The sequence below is a fragment of the Ruegeria sp. CH8 genome (assembly GCF_056536985.1).
Genome location: NZ_JBQFQR010000025.1, coordinates 41,765 through 61,233 on the forward strand (window position 1 = coordinate 41,765; position 19,469 = coordinate 61,233).

General features: G+C 59.2%; 23 protein-coding genes, 1 other RNA gene and 1 riboswitch. Of the genes, 13 read left to right on the forward strand and 11 right to left on the reverse strand.

Going from position 1 to position 19,469, the window contains the following annotated elements; all coding sequences use genetic code 11:
* Positions 1–2: 2 nt before the first annotated feature.
* Positions 3–1,907, reverse strand: a complete 1,905-nt coding sequence (locus tag ACR0ER_RS21320; RefSeq protein WP_480770655.1) for an extracellular solute-binding protein — start codon at positions 1,905–1,907, stop codon at positions 3–5.
* Between the two features lie 174 nt (positions 1,908–2,081).
* A complete protein-coding gene (locus tag ACR0ER_RS21325) occupies positions 2,082–2,591 on the reverse strand; it encodes a c-type cytochrome (protein WP_170335677.1) in 510 nt (169 codons plus the stop codon).
* Positions 2,592–2,710: 119 nt separating this feature from the next.
* Here ACR0ER_RS21325 and ACR0ER_RS21330 point away from each other — a divergent pair, with 119 nt between their 5' ends.
* Positions 2,711–3,544, forward strand: coding sequence for a prephenate dehydratase (locus ACR0ER_RS21330; protein WP_480770656.1), 834 nt, complete (start codon positions 2,711–2,713; stop codon positions 3,542–3,544).
* 12 nt (positions 3,545–3,556) lie between these two features.
* Here ACR0ER_RS21330 and ACR0ER_RS21335 read toward each other — a convergent pair whose 3' ends face one another.
* The 3 genes from ACR0ER_RS21335 to nudC are packed head-to-tail and all read right to left on the reverse strand — an operon-like array spanning position 3,557 to position 5,541.
* Positions 3,557–4,021, reverse strand: coding sequence for an N-acetyltransferase family protein (locus ACR0ER_RS21335; protein ID WP_480770657.1), 465 nt, complete (start codon positions 4,019–4,021; stop codon positions 3,557–3,559).
* Positions 4,022–4,053: 32 nt separating this feature from the next.
* Complete coding sequence (locus ACR0ER_RS21340) at positions 4,054–4,521, reverse strand: SRPBCC family protein (protein ID WP_480770658.1); 468 nt, start codon at positions 4,519–4,521, stop codon at positions 4,054–4,056.
* Between the two features lie 39 nt (positions 4,522–4,560).
* Positions 4,561–5,541, reverse strand: a complete 981-nt coding sequence (gene nudC, locus ACR0ER_RS21345) for an NAD(+) diphosphatase (protein ID WP_480770659.1) — start codon at positions 5,539–5,541, stop codon at positions 4,561–4,563.
* A 126-nt stretch (positions 5,542–5,667) separates the two neighbouring features.
* On the opposite strand from nudC, the gene ACR0ER_RS21350 reads away from it, so the two are divergent.
* Both ACR0ER_RS21350 and ffs read left to right on the forward strand, forming a co-directional pair.
* Positions 5,668–7,596, forward strand: coding sequence for a 5'-nucleotidase C-terminal domain-containing protein (locus ACR0ER_RS21350; RefSeq protein WP_480770660.1), 1,929 nt, complete (start codon positions 5,668–5,670; stop codon positions 7,594–7,596).
* A gap of 39 nt (positions 7,597–7,635) precedes the next feature.
* Positions 7,636–7,734: signal recognition particle sRNA small type (ffs, locus tag ACR0ER_RS21355), an RNA gene on the forward strand.
* A 30-nt stretch (positions 7,735–7,764) separates the two neighbouring features.
* Here the strand turns inward: ffs and ACR0ER_RS21360 are convergent.
* The gene (locus ACR0ER_RS21360; protein ID WP_480770661.1) at positions 7,765–8,622 is read right to left on the reverse strand and encodes an alpha/beta hydrolase family protein; all 858 of its coding nucleotides are present in this window, start codon (positions 8,620–8,622) and stop codon (positions 7,765–7,767) included.
* A gap of 141 nt (positions 8,623–8,763) precedes the next feature.
* A riboswitch (cobalamin riboswitch) is annotated at positions 8,764–8,984 on the forward strand.
* Between ACR0ER_RS21360 and ACR0ER_RS21365 the strand changes: the two genes are divergently transcribed.
* Entirely contained in the window at positions 8,942–9,070 is a 129-nt protein-coding gene (locus ACR0ER_RS21365) for a hypothetical protein (RefSeq protein ID WP_480770662.1), read from the forward strand. It overlaps the preceding riboswitch by 43 nt.
* Entirely contained in the window at positions 9,067–9,474 is a 408-nt protein-coding gene (locus tag ACR0ER_RS21370; protein WP_480770663.1) for a hypothetical protein, read from the forward strand. The genes ACR0ER_RS21365 and ACR0ER_RS21370 overlap by 4 nt, the downstream gene beginning before the upstream one ends.
* Before the next feature lies 1 nt (position 9,475).
* Here ACR0ER_RS21370 and ACR0ER_RS21375 read toward each other — a convergent pair whose 3' ends face one another.
* The gene (locus ACR0ER_RS21375) at positions 9,476–9,979 is read right to left on the reverse strand and encodes a protein-tyrosine phosphatase family protein (RefSeq protein ID WP_480770664.1); all 504 of its coding nucleotides are present in this window, start codon (positions 9,977–9,979) and stop codon (positions 9,476–9,478) included.
* A gap of 131 nt (positions 9,980–10,110) precedes the next feature.
* Between ACR0ER_RS21375 and ACR0ER_RS21380 the strand changes: the two genes are divergently transcribed.
* The 3 genes from ACR0ER_RS21380 (at position 10,111) to recR (ending at position 13,003) form a co-directional block, all read left to right on the forward strand.
* The gene (locus ACR0ER_RS21380) at positions 10,111–11,862 is read left to right on the forward strand and encodes a DNA polymerase III subunit gamma/tau (RefSeq protein ID WP_480770665.1); all 1,752 of its coding nucleotides are present in this window, start codon (positions 10,111–10,113) and stop codon (positions 11,860–11,862) included.
* Positions 11,863–12,000: 138 nt separating this feature from the next.
* Positions 12,001–12,345 carry a YbaB/EbfC family nucleoid-associated protein gene (locus ACR0ER_RS21385; protein WP_170328851.1) on the forward strand — a complete coding sequence of 115 codons (345 nt, stop codon included), beginning with the start codon at positions 12,001–12,003 and terminating at the stop codon, positions 12,343–12,345.
* A 64-nt stretch (positions 12,346–12,409) separates the two neighbouring features.
* Entirely contained in the window at positions 12,410–13,003 is a 594-nt protein-coding gene (gene recR / locus ACR0ER_RS21390) for a recombination mediator RecR (RefSeq protein WP_480770666.1), read from the forward strand.
* Between the two features lie 72 nt (positions 13,004–13,075).
* Here the strand turns inward: recR and ACR0ER_RS21395 are convergent, their stop codons facing one another.
* Positions 13,076–13,573 (reverse strand): lactoylglutathione lyase family protein, encoded by a 498-nt coding sequence (locus ACR0ER_RS21395; protein WP_170335661.1) that lies wholly within the window; start codon positions 13,571–13,573, stop codon positions 13,076–13,078.
* Positions 13,574–13,771: 198 nt separating this feature from the next.
* On the opposite strand from ACR0ER_RS21395, the gene ACR0ER_RS21400 reads away from it, so the two are divergent.
* The gene (locus ACR0ER_RS21400) at positions 13,772–14,260 is read left to right on the forward strand and encodes a hypothetical protein (protein WP_480770667.1); all 489 of its coding nucleotides are present in this window, start codon (positions 13,772–13,774) and stop codon (positions 14,258–14,260) included.
* On the opposite strand, the gene ACR0ER_RS21405 is transcribed toward ACR0ER_RS21400, so the two are convergent.
* Positions 14,257–14,898, reverse strand: coding sequence for a ribonuclease T2 family protein (locus ACR0ER_RS21405; protein ID WP_480770668.1), 642 nt, complete (start codon positions 14,896–14,898; stop codon positions 14,257–14,259). The genes ACR0ER_RS21400 and ACR0ER_RS21405 overlap by 4 nt on opposite strands.
* Before the next feature lie 130 nt (positions 14,899–15,028).
* Here ACR0ER_RS21405 and ACR0ER_RS21410 point away from each other — a divergent pair, with 130 nt between their 5' ends.
* Together ACR0ER_RS21410 and ACR0ER_RS21415 are read left to right on the forward strand one after the other, a co-directional pair.
* Positions 15,029–15,790, forward strand: a complete 762-nt coding sequence (locus ACR0ER_RS21410; RefSeq protein ID WP_480770669.1) for a DUF1013 domain-containing protein — start codon at positions 15,029–15,031, stop codon at positions 15,788–15,790.
* A gap of 51 nt (positions 15,791–15,841) precedes the next feature.
* Complete coding sequence (locus tag ACR0ER_RS21415; protein WP_480770670.1) at positions 15,842–16,234, forward strand: hypothetical protein; 393 nt, start codon at positions 15,842–15,844, stop codon at positions 16,232–16,234.
* A gap of 38 nt (positions 16,235–16,272) precedes the next feature.
* On the opposite strand, the gene ACR0ER_RS21420 is transcribed toward ACR0ER_RS21415, so the two are convergent.
* Entirely contained in the window at positions 16,273–17,301 is a 1,029-nt protein-coding gene (locus ACR0ER_RS21420) for a permease (protein ID WP_480770671.1), read from the reverse strand.
* Entirely contained in the window at positions 17,294–17,602 is a 309-nt protein-coding gene (locus tag ACR0ER_RS21425; RefSeq protein WP_058283064.1) for an ArsR/SmtB family transcription factor, read from the reverse strand. The genes ACR0ER_RS21420 and ACR0ER_RS21425 overlap by 8 nt, the downstream gene beginning before the upstream one ends.
* A gap of 135 nt (positions 17,603–17,737) precedes the next feature.
* On the opposite strand from ACR0ER_RS21425, the gene pdxR reads away from it, so the two are divergent.
* Together pdxR and ACR0ER_RS21435 are read left to right on the forward strand one after the other, a co-directional pair.
* The gene (gene pdxR, locus ACR0ER_RS21430; protein WP_480770672.1) at positions 17,738–19,198 is read left to right on the forward strand and encodes a MocR-like pyridoxine biosynthesis transcription factor PdxR; all 1,461 of its coding nucleotides are present in this window, start codon (positions 17,738–17,740) and stop codon (positions 19,196–19,198) included.
* Positions 19,199–19,324: 126 nt separating this feature from the next.
* Positions 19,325–19,469, forward strand: a 145-nt coding sequence (locus ACR0ER_RS21435; RefSeq protein ID WP_480770481.1) for a thiamine pyrophosphate-binding protein, incomplete at its 3' end; no start/stop codon positions are given.

Sequence of the window (19,469 nt, forward strand, 5' to 3'; positions counted from 1 at the left end):
GATTACCTTAACGCACCCGAGGACTTCAACTCGGCTTCTTTGTCGGCGTTGATCCACCACAGGTCCTGGACGCCCAAGTCATAGGGCGGCAGGTTTTCCGGGTATTCATACATGTCCCAATACGCGACCCAGTATTTACCCAGATACCACGTGGGCACCATGATCCGCTTGGCACGCAACACACGGTCCAGAGCGCGGACATTGGCGAAAAGCTCCTCGCTTTCGGTTGCGGCGACGATGTTGTCGATCAGCGGTTCGATGTCGGGGCCATGCGCGCCGGACGGGTTGAACACCGAATACGAGGCCGCCTCGGTTCCGAATTGCTGATACAGACCGGTCGAAGGCTGCAGCGAGGACGGATAGCCGCCAACAATCATGTCGAAATCCCGGTCGCGACGGCGCAGCGTGAATTGGGCGTTGTCGACGCGGTTATAAACCGCATCCACACCCATGGCGCGCAGGTTATCTACGAAGGGTTGGATGATCCGGTCCAGGGTCGGTTGATCCGAAAGGAACTCAATCGACAGCACTTCACCATTTGCGTTACGGCGAATGCCGTCGTCACCAACCAACCAACCGGCGTCGTCCAGCAATTTCATCGCAGCACGCAGGTTGCGGCGGTCATTCTGGCGGGCCGGGCGGGATTCATGCGCCGTGACCGGCTCTTCAGTCAGAACCGCCGGGTCCACCGCGTCACCGAGGGCTTGCAACACCTCAAGCTCGCGCCCTTCCGGCAAACCAGTGGCCTCAAGATGCGTGCCTTCCCAGAATGAACTGCGTTGCTGGAACAGACCGTATTGCAGGCTTTCATTGGTCCATTCGAAGTTATAGGCAAGCTGGACCGCTTCGCGTACACGGGGGTCCTGAAACTGCGGGCGGTCAAGGTTCATGACAAAGCCCGATGCTGTCGGTACGTTGCCATCCTCAAGTTCGGCCCGAACAACAGAGCCATTTGCAATCGCAGGAAAATCATAGGCAGTCGCCCAGCTTTTCGAGTTATTTTCCTGCCGCAGCGTGAACGTACCGGCCTTAAACCCCTCCATCGCCGCGATCGAGTCGCTGAAGTACTCGATCCGAATTGCGTCATAGTTGTTGCGACCCACATTCACATTGATGTGGTCGCCCCAATAGTCCGGGTTGCGTTTGTATACGATGCGCCGGTTGATGTCGTAATTGTCCAGAAGATACGGGGCTGAACCGATGCCTGGCACCAGGCGGGATTTGTCCAGACGGCGGTTCTCGGGGTCCGCTTCAAACCACGCTTTGGAAAACACCGGCGTTCCGCCCACCTGCGAGATCAGCGCTCGGCGCGGAAAATCCGGCGCAAAGTAGAACTTGACCGTGTGGTCATCCAACGCCTCGGCGCGCGGGATACGCTTGCGGACGGCATCCGCGTAGGACTTCAGCCCCTGATCCAGCAGCAAGTTGTGGGAAAATACGACGTCTTCGGCGGTCACGGGAGTGCCATCGGAAAATCGCGCCTCGGGGCGCATGTTGAAAATCACCCACTCCTGACTTTCCGGATACTCAAGACTTTCTGCAAGCAGGCCATAGTAGGATGCGGGTTCATCATATGAGGGAACCAAAAGAGATTCGTATTGATCCGCTGATCGCGCGCCGGCCCGCCCCTGTCGTGTGAACGGGTTGAAACTGTCAAACGTGCCCTGCGCGGCATAGGACAGCTCTCCGCCCCGCGGAGCATCCGGGTTCACGTAGTCGAAATGGGCAAAGCCTTCTGGGTATTTCAGATCACCAAATTCCGAAAAACCGTGGCTTTTAATGATTTTTTCTTCGGCAAACAGCTGTGTCGCCGCCAAGAGGATCAGAAGAAACCCCAGCATCGACGCATGTATCAAACCTCTGAATTCCAATGCGCGCGCCTGTATGGTCACTCTGGCGGATCTCATGTTGCTCATCCCCTGCTTGGCCTCTGCCTTTAATCTTATGCGTGCCAGCTAAATGACCAGCACTGTCAGGTTCAAGTTTAGAATGCGTGAACGCTTTGTGAAGATGTCCTTAAACAAAAATAAAGCCGCTGCACGGGGCAGCGGCTTTGAAATTCAATGCGGTTGATCAAAAGATCAGTTGCCGATGGTCTGCAGGTAGGCAATCAGATCGGCGCGCTCCTGCGGTTTTTTCAAACCCGCAAAGCTCATGGAGGTACCCGAGATATAGGCGCTGGGGCGGGTCAGGAACGCATCCAGTGCTTCGGGTGTCCAGTTGCCGCCATGGGCCTGCATCGAAGCTGAATAGCCCGTGAAACCTTTGGCCGATGCAACCGGGCGATCCACAATGGCGTACAGATACGGGCCCGTGCCGTTTGCGCCGTCTTCCAGCTTGTGGCAGGCGGTGCATTTGCGGAAGACCTTAGCGCCCTTGTCCGGATCGGCGGCGGCCAGCATATCTTCGAATACCACCTCTTCGCCGTCAGCGCTTTCACCCGCGCTTTCGGTTTCGATGATATAAGAGGCCGTCTCACCATGCCCATCGGCATGGTACAGCGCCTCGGCGCCCCATTTGGCCAGAAGCAACACCAGGAAGGTGCCAAACAGGCCTGCGGCGGCCTTGGTAACTGTCATCGTGTCGAACATTGATCGCGTGTCCATTTCAGCTGTCTGCGGGGTGTCTAAGGCTTCCCCTCGCAAGAGGCAAGGTATAGACACCGCGACTAAACGCCCAATTCTGGAACTTGTTGCACGGAATCGATCAAATGACCAATCGTATCGCATTTCAGGGAGAACCCGGTGCCTATAGTCACGAGGCCTGCCGCAATGCACGCCCCGATATGGAGGCCCTGCCCTGCCGCACGTTTGAGGATGTGATCGAATCGGTTCGCTCAGGCGAAGCGGATCTGGCGATGCTGCCGGTTGAAAACACGACCTATGGCCGGGTGGCCGACATTCACCGGCTGTTGCCGCATAGCGGGTTGCATATTATTGATGAAGCCTTCGTGCGCGTACACATAAACCTGCTGGCGGTGCCCGGTGCGACTCTGGCCGATATCACTGAGGCCCATTCGCATCTGGTCCTGCTGCCGCAATGTGCCGGGTTTCTTAAAGAACACAACATACGTGGCCGCGTCAGCCCCGACAACGCCCGCGCCGCGCGGGAAGTTTCGGAACAAGCCGATCTGCACTCGGCAGCGCTGGCCAGCGAACTGGCCGGGGAAATCTATGGGCTGAATGTTCTGGCGCGCCATATCGAAGATCAGGATAACAATACCACCCGCTTTCTGGTCATGTCGCGCCAGTCAGACCTGTCCCGACGCGGCCCACATGGCATGATCACCAGTTTCGTCTTTCAGGTCCGCAACATACCGGCGGCGCTATACAAGGCGCTGGGTGGCTTTGCCACAAACGGCATCAACATGACCAAGCTGGAAAGCTATATGGTCGATGGCTCGTTCACCGCGACGCAGTTTTACGCCGATATCGTGGGGCACCCAGACGACCACAATGTGCAATTGGCGATGGACGAGCTTGAGCACTTCACCACCAACGTCGAGGTGCTGGGCGTCTATCCCGCAGCCCACCCGCGCGGCTAAACGTTTTGGTCGTTACACGGTGAATTTCTTGGAAACGGCGCTTGCGGACTGCCGGTAATCGACGAACCCCATCGCCTCATAATAGGCCAGACCCTCGGCATTCTTGGCACCGATAGTTGCATCGATATGTGAAAGCCCTGCGGCCTGTGCCGCCAATAGCGTTTCCCGAAACAGGGCCCGCCCGATCCCAAAACGTGCTGCTGACGGACGAATATGCGTCCCAATGATACCCCAGCCGACGGACACGCCATAGGGATTTCCTTCAACCGCCCGTTTAAGCGATTGAAGCCCTACCAATTGTGCATTCAGCACCGCCACGGTGCATCGAATCCTATCTGGGTCAGCGATATAATTCGCCCTAACAAAATCCACATCGCTAGGCCGTGTGCGTTTTCCAGCGACTGTTAGCTCTTCCAGCACCTCAGAAAGGGCTTCGGCATCACTCAAAACGGCCTTTCGAAGAACCAGATTTTCCATCCTGATCCACTTACTCTGAACCCGTCGGGCGTTCAGCTCCCATGCAAATGGCGCTCTTCCATTTCCCGGGCAAAATCGCTGAGCCGCAACTGAAACTGCCGCCGGAACCGTGACTGGCCCAGCCGCAGAGACTGCAGCAACAGCCGCGCCGGCAGTGATCTGGCGGCCAGCGACATGTCAATGCTCAAGCGCGTGCGGCGTTGCGACAGAGCGAGGAACTCAACGATTGTCACCCCGTTCATACCTTTGCTGATCGCTTCGAACCGCAACAGAGACGGCGGATCGCATTCGGCCATCTCAATCGCGATGTGGCGAGGCTTGCCGCGCAGTTTGAAAACAGTTTCCCACTGCGTACCGGGCACCACCCCCATGTGACCCGACAAGCGCCGCACTTCGACCCCGCGACGCATCGCCATACGTTCGAACCGCTCAAAATCGGCGACCATCTCGAATACTGCGTTGATGGGAGCTTCGATATCTTCGCGCGCTGTAAACTGCATGACTGTTTGTGGTTCTCTTCGCTATGGGCTCAGTATCTGTCAGTCCAGCGTATCCGCAAGCCAGTTTTGCAACAGAAAATGCGCAATTGCCCCTTTGCGAGCGGGCAACAGCTTCGGATGTTCTCCGGCAAAAGCCTGCATCATTTCGGGCTTGCTAACCCACATCGCGTCTTCGATTTCCACCGGATCGATGGTGATCTCGCGCGACAGCGCCTCACCGGCGCAACCAAACATAAGCGAGGCCGGAAACGGCCAGGGCTGGCTGGACAGGTAACTGACCGCACCAACGGGCACACCTGCTTCTTCCATAACTTCGCGCCGGACCGCGGCTTCCAACGTTTCTCCGGGCTCAACAAAACCGGCCAGCAACGAGTACATCCCCTCGGGCCAACCCGGCGACCGCCCCATCAGCACCGAATCCCCGTGTGTTATCAGCATAATGACCACTGGATCGGTGCGGGGAAAATGCTGCCCTCCACAAGACGGGCAACTGCGCTGCCACCCGGCCTGCGAGACCTCGCTGGCAGCGCCGCAGCGCGCGCAGAAGCGATGGGTTTCGTGCCATCCGATCACCGCTTTGGCCGCCGCAGCCAGTTCCGCATCGCGGGCGGACAAGCGGGTCATGATCCGACGCAGCTCGGCAAAGACATGGCCTTGCGGCAAATCTGGATGTTGCTGTTCGGACGGATCTACAAACGCCCCCACCTGCGATATGTCCAGCCCTTCGGGTGACCAGTTCGAGATATCGAGCGCAAAGACAGGATCATCGTCCGAAAGACCCAGGAAAACAGGTTCTTCAATACTGCCGCCCGGACCGTTTTCAACCAGCCCGTGGGTCATGGGGATCAGGCCCAGCCGATCCAGCGCTTCGCCCTGAACCAGCGGTTTGCCGCGCCACAGCAGCAGGCACGACGCCTGCGGATGGGCACGCATCTGCGCAAGCTGATCAACATCCCCCCGGATATGCGCTGCGCGATCAAGGCCCGAGCCGCCAAACGTCACGAGTTCTGCGTGTTTCATCATAGTTCCTTTGGATCGTCGGCAAAGGGCTGCCACGGCTGCACAGCTGTTGCAATGGCAATTTCCAACATCCGAAACCTGAGATCGTCAAATGACCGCAGGCAAGCCATACAAGTTGCATCCAATATGTTTTTTAGAGAAGTTAAATTGCATATAACTGCTAAAAGTAGAAATTTGACTCACTCCGCTCCTCCGTCCGTCACTGAATTGAAGATACGGATTTTAGTAACTTCCGATCTGCATATGAATCTGAACGGCTTCGATTACCATTCAGACGCCCCCGAGCCCACAATCGGGTTCACGCGCACAGCCACCCTGATCCGGGCCGCACGGGCTGAAGCAGAAGAGGAGGGCGCCCTTGTTTTGCTGTTCGATAGCGGAGATTCCTTGCAAGGTACTCCGATCGGGGAATGGGCGGTTGAACGGTCCAATGCGCCGCATATCCTGATGCGGGCCTTTGATAGTCTGGGCTATGACGCCATAGGTTTAGGCAACCATGATTTCGACTTTGGACTGGAAGTTCTGGATCATGTTCTGGCCGACTCACCCTGCCCGGTGGTGTGCAGCAACGTACACCTACAGGATGCTGATCCTTTGTGGCAAAGCCGCGCGATCCTGACACGCCCGGTCCGCTCCCATGACCAACAGGCCTCTCTCAAGATCGGTGTTTTCTCGGTTCTTCCACCGCAAACCGCCCAATGGGAGGCTCACCGACTTCAGAACAAGGTCATCATAGACGACATCCTGACCTGTGCGGGCAGAATGGTGCAGGACTTGCAGGCGGAAAACTGCGATCTGATCATTGTCCTCGCACACACAGGATTGGGGTCACCCAATGCGGAACCTGATATGGAAAACGCGATCATACCCATGGCCGCCAATGACGGAATCGACGCCCTGATCGCCGGACATTCCCACCTGACGCTGCCCGGCCCCGCACATGAGGGGCTGGATCATGTTGATGCCGCCCTGGGAAGGGTACATGGGAAGCCGGTGGTCATGCCGGGTGCGGCAGGGACAAATCTGGGGTTAATTGATCTGAAACTCCAAAAGGCGAATGACGGCAAGTGGACAATTCAGGACCAAAGCACCGAATTACGCTCGGTTTGCCCGACCCAGCTTGACGGCACGGTAGAGCCGGTTTTGGAAGACCCCGATTTATTCAACCTATTCGCCAAAGGCCATTCGGAAACCCGAAACCGCACGGCACAACCGGTGGGGCGGACCAACCAGCATCTTCACAGCTATTTCAGCTTTTGCGCTCCGGATAGAGGGCTTGTTCTTGCCGCAGCGGCGCAGGCGGCGGCCCTGCGCTTGTATTTGCAGGGAACGCCCATGGCAGAGCTGCCCCTTCTGTCCGCGGTGGCCCCTTCAAAATTCGGAGGGCGCGCCGGGCCACGTTTTTATACAGATGTACCTCTCGGTCAGGTGTTCCTGCGCCACATCAGTGATCTGTACATATTTCCCAACGAATTACAGGCCTTTGTCGTCGATGGCGCGCAAATCGGCGATTGGCTCGAAATGTCGGCAGGCGTATTGAACCAGATAAAACCAGAGTGTGAAACCGATCTGGTCGATCCAAGTCGCGCAGGGCATAATTTCGATGTTCTGCAGGGGCTGAACTATCAGATCGACCTATCGCAGCCTGCGCGCTTTGACGCTGCCGGTCATCTGACCAACCCCGCACATCGCCGCATTCGCGATATCCGATTCGAGGGGTATCCTGTGGCCTCTGATCAACGCTTTGTTGTCGCCCTCAACAACTATCGCGCCAATGGGGGAGGGCATTTCCCTTTCATCGACCGGGCCAAGCCGATCCCGCTGCCTGCCCGACCCGTCCAGCAGATTCTGCAGGACTATGTCTCGGGCATTCTGCCCCGGGACCCGTTGGAAAATGCGCCCCACCCCTTTCACTTTACACCACTGCCCGGGGCGATAGCTTTGCTCAGAACCGGTTCGAAAGCCTGGGATCACCTGTCCGAGCTTGAGGGATACAACCCTCAGCTGGTCGGTGAAGAAGATGCAGGCTTTTTGCTGATCCGTTTGGCGCTCTGACGGGTTGTCTTTTCCGCGCCTGTTGCCTATATCGACCGTTGAGAGGTTGGCGCGGGCGAGCGCCTCGCCAACCTGGTCAGGTCCGGAAGGAAGCAGCCACAACGAGCCCCGCTTGGGTCGATGTCCAACCTCTCACTTCTTCCCAATTGAGAATGTAGACCGGCAGCGTCATGCGATCAGCCGGGGCCACAGGGTGGCGTTGCGACGGGCGAAGGCACCGATATGGCCAACTTCCGAAAGACCGAACTCATCGGGTGATAAAAGGTGGCGGCGTGCATGCGGCCCGTACAGATCAGCCAACCGCCAAACCGCTGCGGGCGGGACAAGATCGTCATCTTCGAAAGTGAACAGATCCACGGGCGTCTCTGACTGCGCCCAGCGGGCCTCGGGCAGGCTTACCCCAATCTCGGGCAGGTAGTTGCGCGGCGCGGTGCACCACCGCCGCCACTGCCAATAGACACTTGCGGGCAGGTTTGCCCCGAATCCCAGCGCCTTGCCAGGAAGATATCCCAGGGTTTTCACCGCCAAGGGCGCGTGGCCGTACCAAAACAGCAAAGCCAGCGCCCGATAGGGCCAGGGGTGATCCGACACCGTCACCGGGCCGGCGCAGACACAAATCATGCGATCGATCTGATCGATATCCGGCTGAATTGGCCCCAGCATTCCGCCCACGGAATGGCCTATGCTCCACTGCTGCGCGTCAGGGAACCTGCGGCGCATCTCCGCCCGGGCCGCAGGCATGTCGATCAAAGCCCAGTCGGCCATCTTGACCCGCGATGCTTTCAGCGATCCGTTCAGAGAATGGCCAAAATCGCTGTAGTCATAGGTCAGGCAGGCCATCCCCTGTTCGGCAGCCAGCCAGCGGGCAAAATGCTGATAGTAATCTCTCGGCACACCGGTCGCGCTGTGAATGGCCACCGCCACCCGTGGCGCAGATGCTGGCAGATACAGGCGCGCAGACAAGGTGCCTGTGCCGGACGGAAACTGGAAATCTTCGGTCGATACGGTCTGTGTAGTGTCCAGCATGGTACGGGCTCCGGGCATTGAACCGATTAGTTCACTTTCTACAGTCCGCCGTGTTTGCCGTCACAAGTCAACAGTGGCCGTGCATGACCACACGTCCACTTGACCGTGCAAATTGCCCACTTGACTCGGGCCGCCCACACCCGCTAGCGATGACGCGATGGTTCTCGACCCCGATCGCGGGGCGGGATGAAAAGGGAACACGGTGCGGTTCTGCCTGGCTATGCCAGAATGAACCAAGGCCGCGACTGCCCCCGCAACTGTAAGCGGTGAGCAATGCCGAAACACCACTGGCCGAAAGGCTGGGAAGGTCGGCAAAGCGATGACCCGCAAGTCAGGAGACCTGCCATCAAAGCAAAACCGAAACTCGGGCGGGGTGTCCGGGCAGGTCGTCAGCACGCTGTCACACCTGTTCTATGCCCCCGTCCTGCGCGCGGAGGGCGCATCATGATCTGGAAGACCAAAACACACGAATTTTCGGCCACCGTATGCCAACGCACCGGCAAGACCTGCCCGGCACTGGCACAGGTCGCGCGTGTCATCACACAGGCGATTGAGACCGCCGCACCTGCCACAACACCAGATTTTCAGGTCGAAGGCAGCAGCGAACTGAGCCATTGCCCCGAAGGCTGCACCGCCCGTTTTCGTGCGCGACAGGATCAGATTCGGGTCTATTGCGGCGCGGAGCCAGATGTCTCTACCGATTCTCTTGATAGTTATGCAGACATGATGTTCACGGATACGTTCAGCTCTCTGCCCGCAGATGTCCTAGCTCACTCGCCCTGTGCGATGCTCGAAGTTTCGACACTGGCACCGAACTCAGTTGCGCAACCGGATCAGCACGCGGCGCTCTGAGTTAGCTGTCCCGTCGGGTGCTGGTCGCCTGCGCAGCCCATGCCAACTGGCCGTCGGTCTCGACGGCACAGGGCCGCACGGCGCGCAGGCGTTTTAGCGCTGCCTCAGGGCGTTCGCCATGTTCGACCATAAGGCGCAAGGCGACCATACCGGACCGACCGCAACCACCCCGGCAATGTACCAGCACGCGGCCAGCACGGGCCAGAGCCTGTGCCGCCGCTGCGCTGACTTCGGGCCATGCGGCCTGGATCTCAGGCGGCGGCGCGCCAAAATCTGCGACCGGCAGATGCGCCCAACCGATTGCCGCGGCGCGTAGGTCATCACCAAACCCGGCGGCACCCTCCTGCAACATCTCGCTCTCGGTGGTCATGGAAATCACCAGATCAGGCTGCCAATCGCGAATTAAGCCAATATCCTGCAGGTAGTTACCGGCACGCCCCGGCAATGGTGACAGGGCTACCATACCGTTCCCCACCTGCACGGGATGAATTGCAAACAGTCTCACCAGATGCCCCCTCTTGATACGCGCTTACGGTACATAAACTGCGACGCAAACGGAAATTCGCCAATGGGGATGTGGACGCGGGCGGCGGGGGTCTCTACGCTGCATCGGAACCCGAATCCGACAGAGCAGACATGAACGACACGCCCAGCCCCGCCTATCAGGTTCTTGCCCGCAAATACCGCCCCGAAACCTTTGCCGACCTTGTGGGTCAGGACGCGATGGTGCGCACGCTGAAAAACGCGTTCGAGGCTGACCGGATCGCGCAGGCCTTCATCATGACCGGCATTCGCGGCACCGGCAAAACCACCACGGCGCGGATCATCGCCAAGGGCATGAACTGCATCGGCCCCGATGGCGAAGGCAAGCCGACCACGGAACCCTGCGGTCAGTGCGAGCATTGCGTGGCTATCATGGAAGGCCGTCATGTCGACGTGATGGAAATGGACGCCGCCAGTCGCACCGGCGTGAATGATATCCGCGAGATCATCGACAGCGTCCGCTATCGCGCTGCGTCTGCCCGCTACAAGATTTACATCATCGACGAGGTCCACATGCTGTCGACCAGCGCGTTCAACGCGCTGCTGAAGACGCTTGAGGAACCACCCGAGCATGTGAAGTTCATCTTCGCCACGACCGAGATTCGCAAAGTCCCGGTGACCGTCTTGTCCCGCTGCCAGCGCTTCGATCTGCGCCGGATCGAGCCCGAGGACATGATCGGCCTGCTCAACAAGATCGCAGCGGCCGAGAATGCCCAGATCGCGGACGACGCTTTGGCCCTGATCACCCGCGCGGCTGAAGGGTCGGCGCGGGATGCGACCTCGCTGCTGGATCAGGCAATCTCACATGGGGCCGGGGAAACCAGCGCCGACCAAGTGCGCGCAATGTTGGGCCTGGCCGATCGCGGGCGGGTGTTGGACCTGATGGACATGATCCTGCGCGGCGACGCGGCGGGCGCCCTGACCGAACTGAGCGCACAATATGCCGAGGGCGCTGACCCGCTGGCGGTACTGCGCGATCTGGCCGAGATCACGCACTGGGTCTCGGTTGTGAAAATCACCCCGGATGCGGCCGAAGACCCGACTGTCTCGCCGGATGAGCGCGCCCGCGGACAGCAGATGGCCGAGGCCCTGCCCATGCGGGTACTGACCCGGATGTGGCAGATGCTGTTGAAAGCTCTCGAAGAGGTTGCAGCCGCACCGAATGCGATGATGGCCGCCGAGATGGCCGTGATCCGTCTGACCCATGTGGCGGACCTGCCCAGCCCGGAAGAACTGATCAAACGGCTGCAGGATGCGCCGCCACCCCCGCCGAACGGCGGCCCCGGTGGCGGCATGGCCGTGCCGTCCCATGTTCCTGCTCAGCCAGCTCCTGCTTCTTTCGCCCCGACCACGCGCGGCCCGGCTGGTGCGCCAACCGCCGCGTTGGCCCAAGACACTCAGGCAGCCCTAGCGCGGTATCCCAGCTTTGACCATGTCGTCGAACTGATCCGAACAAACCGCGACGTGAAGCTGCTGGTTGAGGTTGAGAATGGCGTACGCCTCGTGTCCTACCAACCCGGTCGGATCGAATTCACACCTACAGACAACGCCCCCACCGATCTGGCCGCCCGGATCGGTTCGGCATTGCAGCGGTGGACCGGAAACCGCTGGGCGGTATCCATCGTCGCCAACGGAGATGCCGCGACCATCGCCGAGGTTCGCGACGCGGCCGATCTGGCCCTGAAAGCGCAGGCCGAGCAGCACCCTTTGGTTCAGGCCGTGCTCATGCAATTCCCGAAAGCGCGTATCAAACGGATCGAAACACCGGAAGAACGCGCCACCAAGGTCGAGACCGAAGCCCTGCCCGAGGTCGAAGACGAATGGGACCCGTTCGAGGAAGACTAACGCAAACCCTCCACGAATCTCTCCCGCGCCCGCCACGGGCCATCGGCTGACGCCGATACCCCTAAGCGGCCTTGGGCCCTTGTGCCGCGCGGAAGGCAGCCGTATTTAGGCGGCAAACCGATACACAGGAGAAATACGATGCTCAAAGGACTCGGCGGTCTGGGCGATATGGCCAAGATGATGAAATCCGCGCAGGATTTGCAGACCAAGATGACCGAAATGCAGGAAGAGTTGAACAACCTGATGGTTGTGGGCGAATCCGGTGCAGGCCTTGTCAAGGCAACCGCCACCGCCAAAGGTGAACTCAAAGGTCTGGATATCGACCCGTCGATATTCAATGGCGACGACAAGGAAGTTGTCGAGGACCTGATCCTGGCAGCCATCAAGGACGCACAGACCAAGGCGGCCGAGCGTTCTCAGGCCGAGATGGCGAAACTGACCGAAAGCATGGGCCTGCCCGCAGACATCAAACTGCCGTTCTGATAGACACTCCTGACGGAATACCGGCCGGGCACCCCTGCCCGGCCCTTTTGCAGGAGCATCCGCAGTGACTTCGAACAGCGATATCGACAACCTGATCGACCTGATGGCCAAGCTGCCTGGCCTCGGCCCCCGCTCGGCCCGCCGCGCGGTACTGCACCTGATCCGCAAACGCGCCCTGCTGCTGACGCCGCTTTCGGACGCCATGCAGCAGGTGGCCATCACCGCCCGCGAATGCCTGAATTGCGGCAATGTCGGCACAACAGACATCTGTGACATCTGCGACAGCGAAGATCGCGCAACCGGAGAACTGTGCGTGGTCGAGGACGTCGCCGACCTCTGGGCGATGGAGCGTGCGGGCGTGTTCAAAGGCCGCTATCACGTGCTGGGCGGTACGTTGTCGGCGCTGGACGGCGTCGGCCCGGACGAACTGCGCATTCCCCGACTGAAAGATCGGGTCATGGCCGAAGGGATCACAGAGATCATCCTCGCGCTGAATGCCACAGTCGACGGCCAGACCACGGCGCACTACATCGCCGATCAGTTAGAAGGGCAGGTTCGCTTGACTTCTCTGGCGCAAGGCGTGCCGATTGGCGGTGAGTTGGATTATCTGGATGACGGGACGATTACGGCGGCGCTAAGAGCCCGAAAAGAAATCTGAATACCGCGATACGACGGTAACCAGAACACACCTTTACCTGTTCCAGTTTTACACCGGAATCTGCCCAATTTGTCAGGTGTAAGCTCCCGACGAATAGGTCAATTCATAAGAGTGGCTGTAAATCTCGAAGACAATGCCAAAGGGGTCTTCAACGTAGACCATACGGTATGGTTTCTCTCCGGGGTAATAGTATCGGATCGGCATCCGTTGTTTGCCACCTGCGGCCACGATTTTTTCTACAAGGCCTTCGACATCTGGGTCTTGAACGCAAAAATGGAACGTACCATTCTGGCGAAAATCGATATTGTTTTCAGGTACGTAATTCCCGTGAAATTCGAAAAGTTCGAATCCGATCCGATCAGCAGTAGCGAGATGCGCAATACGTAGTTTTTTCCATTCCGGACCAAACACATCAGTGCACATGACACCGATATCCGTATCATCCTCTACCACGTCCGTCGGTGGCATGATTACATAAAAACCAAGGACTTCAGAGTAGAATTTTACGGCCTCGTCAACGTTTGGGACGGACAATCCGATGTGAGAGAATGTTCTTGGATGTTGCGGCATGGCGCGCTCCTTAATTTTATGGAGCGAAAACTATTGTGCCACGGCAGAGTTTCAAGCGCCTGGTCGGCGAGACATAGCCGGGTTCCGCAACACACATAGGTCTTTGTTCGCGGCCACATCAATCAAGAATGGCCTTTGCCTCCTGTACGCGGCGTGTACTATGGCTGTGACCTTATCCATTTGATATTGGGAACAGTTATGAAACGCCTTTTCGCCCTAACGCTGGCCGCCTTTACAGCAACCGCCGCTTTTTCGCAGGAACTCATCGACAAGGGTTTTGTCGAAGGCTGGAACATCATGATGGACCCCGCACTCGGCAATGGGTGCCTGATCCAGACGGTGTATCAGGACCTCTCGGTGGTGCGGCTGGGCTATGACGCTTTGGACAATCGCGGGTATTTCGCCGTTTACAACAAAGCCTGGGGCGATATCGAGCAAGGCAAAAGCTATCCGATCCGGTTTGATCTGGATGGCAAGAGCTTTGACGCCACAGCTATTGGGTTCAATCAGGGCCGCGTGCCGGGGGCGACTGTGTTCTTTACCGACCGGAATTTCGTCAACGCAATTGCGCGGAATAAGTCGATGACCGTCTACAACCCGGCAGGTGAGGTGGTGATGGCGATTGACCTTAAAGGTACCGCCAAAGCGCTGGACTATGCGCGGGACTGCCAGAATCGGAAACTCTAACGAATCGGATCGAATAGCGCGTCTTTGGCCGTGCAGTCGCGGATTACGTCCCTGCCGCAGGGCACCGGTTCAAGATTGCGGGACAGGCACAGGCGCACCTCTTCGATGTAGCCTTGTTTGCAGGTTATGGTGATCGTGTCCCGCTCCAACGTGGGGTTGGCTTTCAAAAAGGCGTCCTCCACCACCGAGGCGGGCAGTTTGACTGTAGAATCCAACTTGCGGAACACGGGCGGCCGCTGAACGCCCTCATAGGCCTGCCGAGACAGCGCAAAGTAGTCAAGTGCACTGAGACCGGAACAGGTGCCGTGTTTTTTCCACTGGTGCCATGCAAGGCCCGGTGATCCCTGAATATCAGCCATATCGCGGGTCATGGCGCGCGACGGCGGTGCCTCGGGCGTGCGGCAATAGGCAGGCCAGCCCTGATGGTATTGCGGCCAGAGCCCGTGCAATACCCAGCCGTGATCGTGCCGCGCATCGCATTGGTCCGACCCGCGCGCATCGCCTTCGCGGGCGCACCAGTTGGGCGACCAGCTGAGCGACAGAACGTAATAGTCGAACTCCCCGGCCGTTTCGCCATCGGCCAGCGCCGCCATCGCGCTGAACCCCCACAAAAACAGCCCCAAAACCGCGCAGCGCATTCGCCTCTTCCCTTCTTGCCGTGCCGCGACTATATACGGGCCAAGTTCCCCGACAACGGAAACCTGCCCCAAGATCACGGGGCCGCCGAATTCCGGCGACGGGACAGATGTATTTATAGGAGACGGGCTGATGGCAAAACCGCTTATGGCCAAGGCAACAGCCGTATGGCTGGTGGACAACACAACGATCAGCTTCAAGCAGATCGCGGATTTCGTAGGGATGCACGAGCTTGAGGTGCAGGGCATCGCTGATGGTGACGTGGCCGCAGGCGTAAAGGGGTTCGACCCGATCGCCAACAACCAGTTGACCCAGGAAGAAATCGACAAGGCGCAGAACAACCCGCTGCACAAGCTGAAGCTCAAGTTCAATGCCGCCGCTGCGGGCGAGGAAAAGCGCCGCGGCCCGCGTTACACTCCGCTGTCCAAGCGTCAGGACCGTCCGAACTCGATCCTGTGGCTGGTTAAGTTCCACCCCGAACTCAGCGACGGCCAGATCGCCAAGTTGGTGGGCACCACCAAGCCGACCATCCAGTCGATCCGAGAGCGCACCCACTGGAACATCGCCAACATGCAGCCGATCGACCCGGTTGCGCTGGGCCTGTGTAAACAGTCGGAACTGGACGCCATCGTTCAGAAAGCCGCTGCCAAGAAAGCCGCTGAAGGTGGCGTCATGAGCGATGACGAACGCCGAAAGCTGGTGTCCACCGAGCAGTCGCTGGAAATGGACGCCGCGCCCAAGATCCCGACCGCCATCGAGGGTCTGGAGACGTTCTCACTGTCCGACGATCCGGTAGAAGAGGCCGAAGAAGAGCCGATCATCGACGCCGACAGCTTCTTCAACCTGCCCAAAGGCGGGGTCGAGGACGAAGACGAAGACGATCTGCGCCCCTAACACACAGACAGCCCCGGATCGACCAGACCGGGGCTTTTTTACAGACAAACCATGCTGAACATCCTGTCTAAATTCTTCGGCCCGCATCGTGCAGTGTCCATCTATGCCTTCCTGAAGACCTGGGGCCTGCTCGTTGCGGGTGTCATTGGCACCGTCGCAATTGCGACCTCGCTGCTGGTGTTCAACGACAGTGGCGAACACGAACATGATTCGTACCTGACCGTTTCCGTTCTGTCGGCGACTCCCGTGAATGGGGATCTGAAGTACGGCGTCATTGCCTCAGTTCAGCTGCCCGATGGTTCGGCCACCTCAATTAACGAATCCAAAGAACATATAGCTCGATCCGTTGGCGCAACAGCCTGCGTGGAAAAACGTGTCTACTTGGAAAGTGGTGAGCCGCGATACAGGTTCAAACTGCCGAGTCTGTGCGAGGCCAACCAATAAGCAAAACCGCCCGGTGGCAACACCGGGCGGTTTTTCCTTCAGATCATCTGAAAAAGGATACCCGCAATGATCGCGCCTGTGATCCCAAGCCCCAGATAGGTAGCAAAGACAAGCGGCTTGACCAGCGACCAGACCGCCGCCATCGCCGGGATTGAGCTGACCGCGCCTGCGACCATGAAGGACATCGCTGCCCCCGCGCTCATCCCCTGTTCCGTCAGCCCGGCCAGCAGCGGCGGCGCGACGTAAGAGTTCAGATAGGCTGGCATCCCGACCAGTGCGGCAATCACGATGGGTACGACACCTTCACCGCCAACCACGCGGGCAATCAGATCGGCCGGAACATAGCTGACCAGCAGCGCCTCGAGCACATAGGCCAGTGCCAGCCATTTCAACAGGAACAGCCCGTTGTGAACGAACTCGGAGCGGAACCGCTGACGACGCTCGGGCTCCTGCCAGAAGCGCCAGACCGGTTTGTCATCCTTTTTCGGGCCACATCCGCAGCAGCCAGCTGGTTTATACTCGCGCAGAGGTTCAGCGAATGCCCCCGAGCGCATCAGGCCGCGCACAACAAATCCTCCGAACAGACCCAGCGCGACGGCCGCGACGGCTTTGCCGATGGCAAACGGCCACCCCAACGCGCCTGCTGTGATCAGCAAGGTCGGCGGATCGATCAGCGGCGAGCTGAGCCAGAACGCCATCACCGCAGAGAGCGGCGCGCCAAGCGCCAACAAACCGGCGATGAACGGAATGACCTCACAGGAACAGAACGGCGCCAACCCGCCGAACAGCGCAGCAAGAAAGATCATCCGCGTCTCGCGCCCCTCAAAGGCACGTGCGACCATAACTTCCGCCCCGGTCGCCTTGAGGTAGGACAGCAGAAGAACAGCAAACAGGATGTATTGGCCGGTATGGGCCAGCGCCTTTCCAGCAAAGGTCACGACCTCGGTCCAGTTGCCGGGGTCCAGAACCGCAACGGCCGCCAGAATCGCCACAATCGACGCCCATGGGGTCTTGATCAGTTCAAGCACCCTTACAGGCACTTTGGGATTTTGTGTCAACTCAGCCATCGTTCGCGGCCTTTCCCACTTCGTCCGCGCAGCATTCGGCAAGAATGAACTGCGCAAGATTTCTCAACTCGTCATAGCAGGCGCGGTTGATCGTGCTGCGCCCGACTTTCTCTTGCTCGACCACGCCACCGGCGGCCAGAAACCGTAGGTGATGCGCCAGGGTCGACGGGGCGATCCCCGTCCGCTCCTGTATCTCGCCAACCGTAAGACCGGCCTGCCCGGCCCGGACCAACGTCCTCAGAACCTTCAACCTGGCCTCGGAGCCCATGGCCGAAAATCCTGCTGCAGCGGTTTCCCACATCTCGCTTACTCCATAAAACTAGATTTCTGGTTATTTAGTTCAATCAGGTCTCGCGGTCAACCACCCGCATCACGAATTCTCGAGAATTGCGTAAGTCCAGATTGCCCACCCCATAAGTCCAATCTATAAGACCTTATGGCAATATCGGTCGACACTTTCTTTCTTGAGCTGAACGGGCAAGGCACGCTGCAGGCGCAGATCCAGCAGATGATCGCCGAGGGCATCCTGTCCGGCAGGTTTCATGTGGGGGAAAAGCTGCCCTCGTCCCGCAAACTGGCGGCGCATCTGGGTGTCAGCCGGATCACGGTGACGCTGGCCTATACCGAGCTGCTGGCCAATGACTACCTCACCGCCAAAGGCCGGTCGGGGTATTATGTCTCGCAAAACGCGCCGGTACCGCCGAAATATTCTCCCGTCCAGCGCGTCACCGAAACCGTGGACTGGGACGCCGCGCTGGCCCGGCGGTTTTCGGGGCGCGACGTGCTGTCGAAACCGGCCGACTGGCGCGACTATCGTTATCCGTTCATTTATGGGCAGGCCGACCGCACCCTGTTCGATCACGCCAACTGGCGCCTCTGCGCCGTGCGTGCGCTGGGTCACAAGGACTTCGATTCCCTGACCGCCGATTACGTCGATCAGGACGATCCGCTGCTGGTCGAGTTCATCGCCCGCCACACCCTGCCCCGCCGCGGCATCGCAGCCCGCCCAGAAGAGATTCTGATCACCATGGGGGCGCAGAACGCGCTGTGGCTGGCCTCGCGCATCTTGCTGACCCACAACCGGACAGCCGTGATCGAAGACCCGAGCTATTACGCCCTGCGCAGCCTGTTGGAGGTTTGGGATTGCAACGTCACTCCGTTGCCGGTTGATCACGACGGGTTGCCGCCGGACGCGCTGCCCGACGACACCGACGTCATCTTCACCACGCCCAGTCACCAAAGCCCAACAACCTCGACCATGTCCGTGGATCGCCGAACCAAACTGCTGGAGCGCGCCCGCGACCTGGACGCGATGGTGGTCGAGGATGACTATGAATTCGAACTGGCCTTTCTGGGCGCGCCCTCCCCGGCGTTGAAGTCGATGGACCGGGACGGGCGGGTGATCTATGTGGGCAGCTTCTCGAAATCGCTGTTTCCGGGATTGCGGCTTGGCTACATGGTCGGATCCGAGCCATTTATCCGTGAGGCCCGCGCGCTGCGGTCGCTGGTGCTGCGCCATCCGCCGGGTCATATCCAGCGCACGGCGGCCTATTTCCTGTCGCTGGGCCACTACGACGCGCAGATCCGGCGCATGTCCAAGGTTCTGGCGCGACGGCGCGAGACACTGGACGCCGCCGTCGAAGAGCACGGGCTGACTGTAGCCGGGCGTGGCATTCTGGGCGGGTCCTCGCTGTGGATGTCGGCCCCCGAACATGTCGACACAACCCGGCTGGCCACATCGTTGCAGGGCCAGAGCGTCCATATCGAGCCCGGCGCGCCATTCTTTTCGGGGCCGGACCGCCCGCAGAATTTCTATCGCCTTGGCTATTCGTCGATCCGGCAGGACCGCATCGCGCCGGGTGTAAAACTGATCGCCGACGCGATTCGTGCCGTCTGACGCGACTCTGGACCTATTCCGCCGCAAATTCTGGCCCTAACGCCGCCCGGTCCCTTGCGCCTAAACCGTATCCAAATGCCGGGCTGTTAGCCCGGCTCCACCTAGCTATGCGCGGAGATCATTCAGATGAAGATGACGACAGAAGAGGCCTTTGTTAAGGTTCTGCAGCTGCACGGGATCGAGCATGCCTTTGGCATTATCGGTTCGGCGATGATGCCGATCTCGGATATTTTCGGGAAAGCCGGCATCACGTTCTGGGATTGCGCGCATG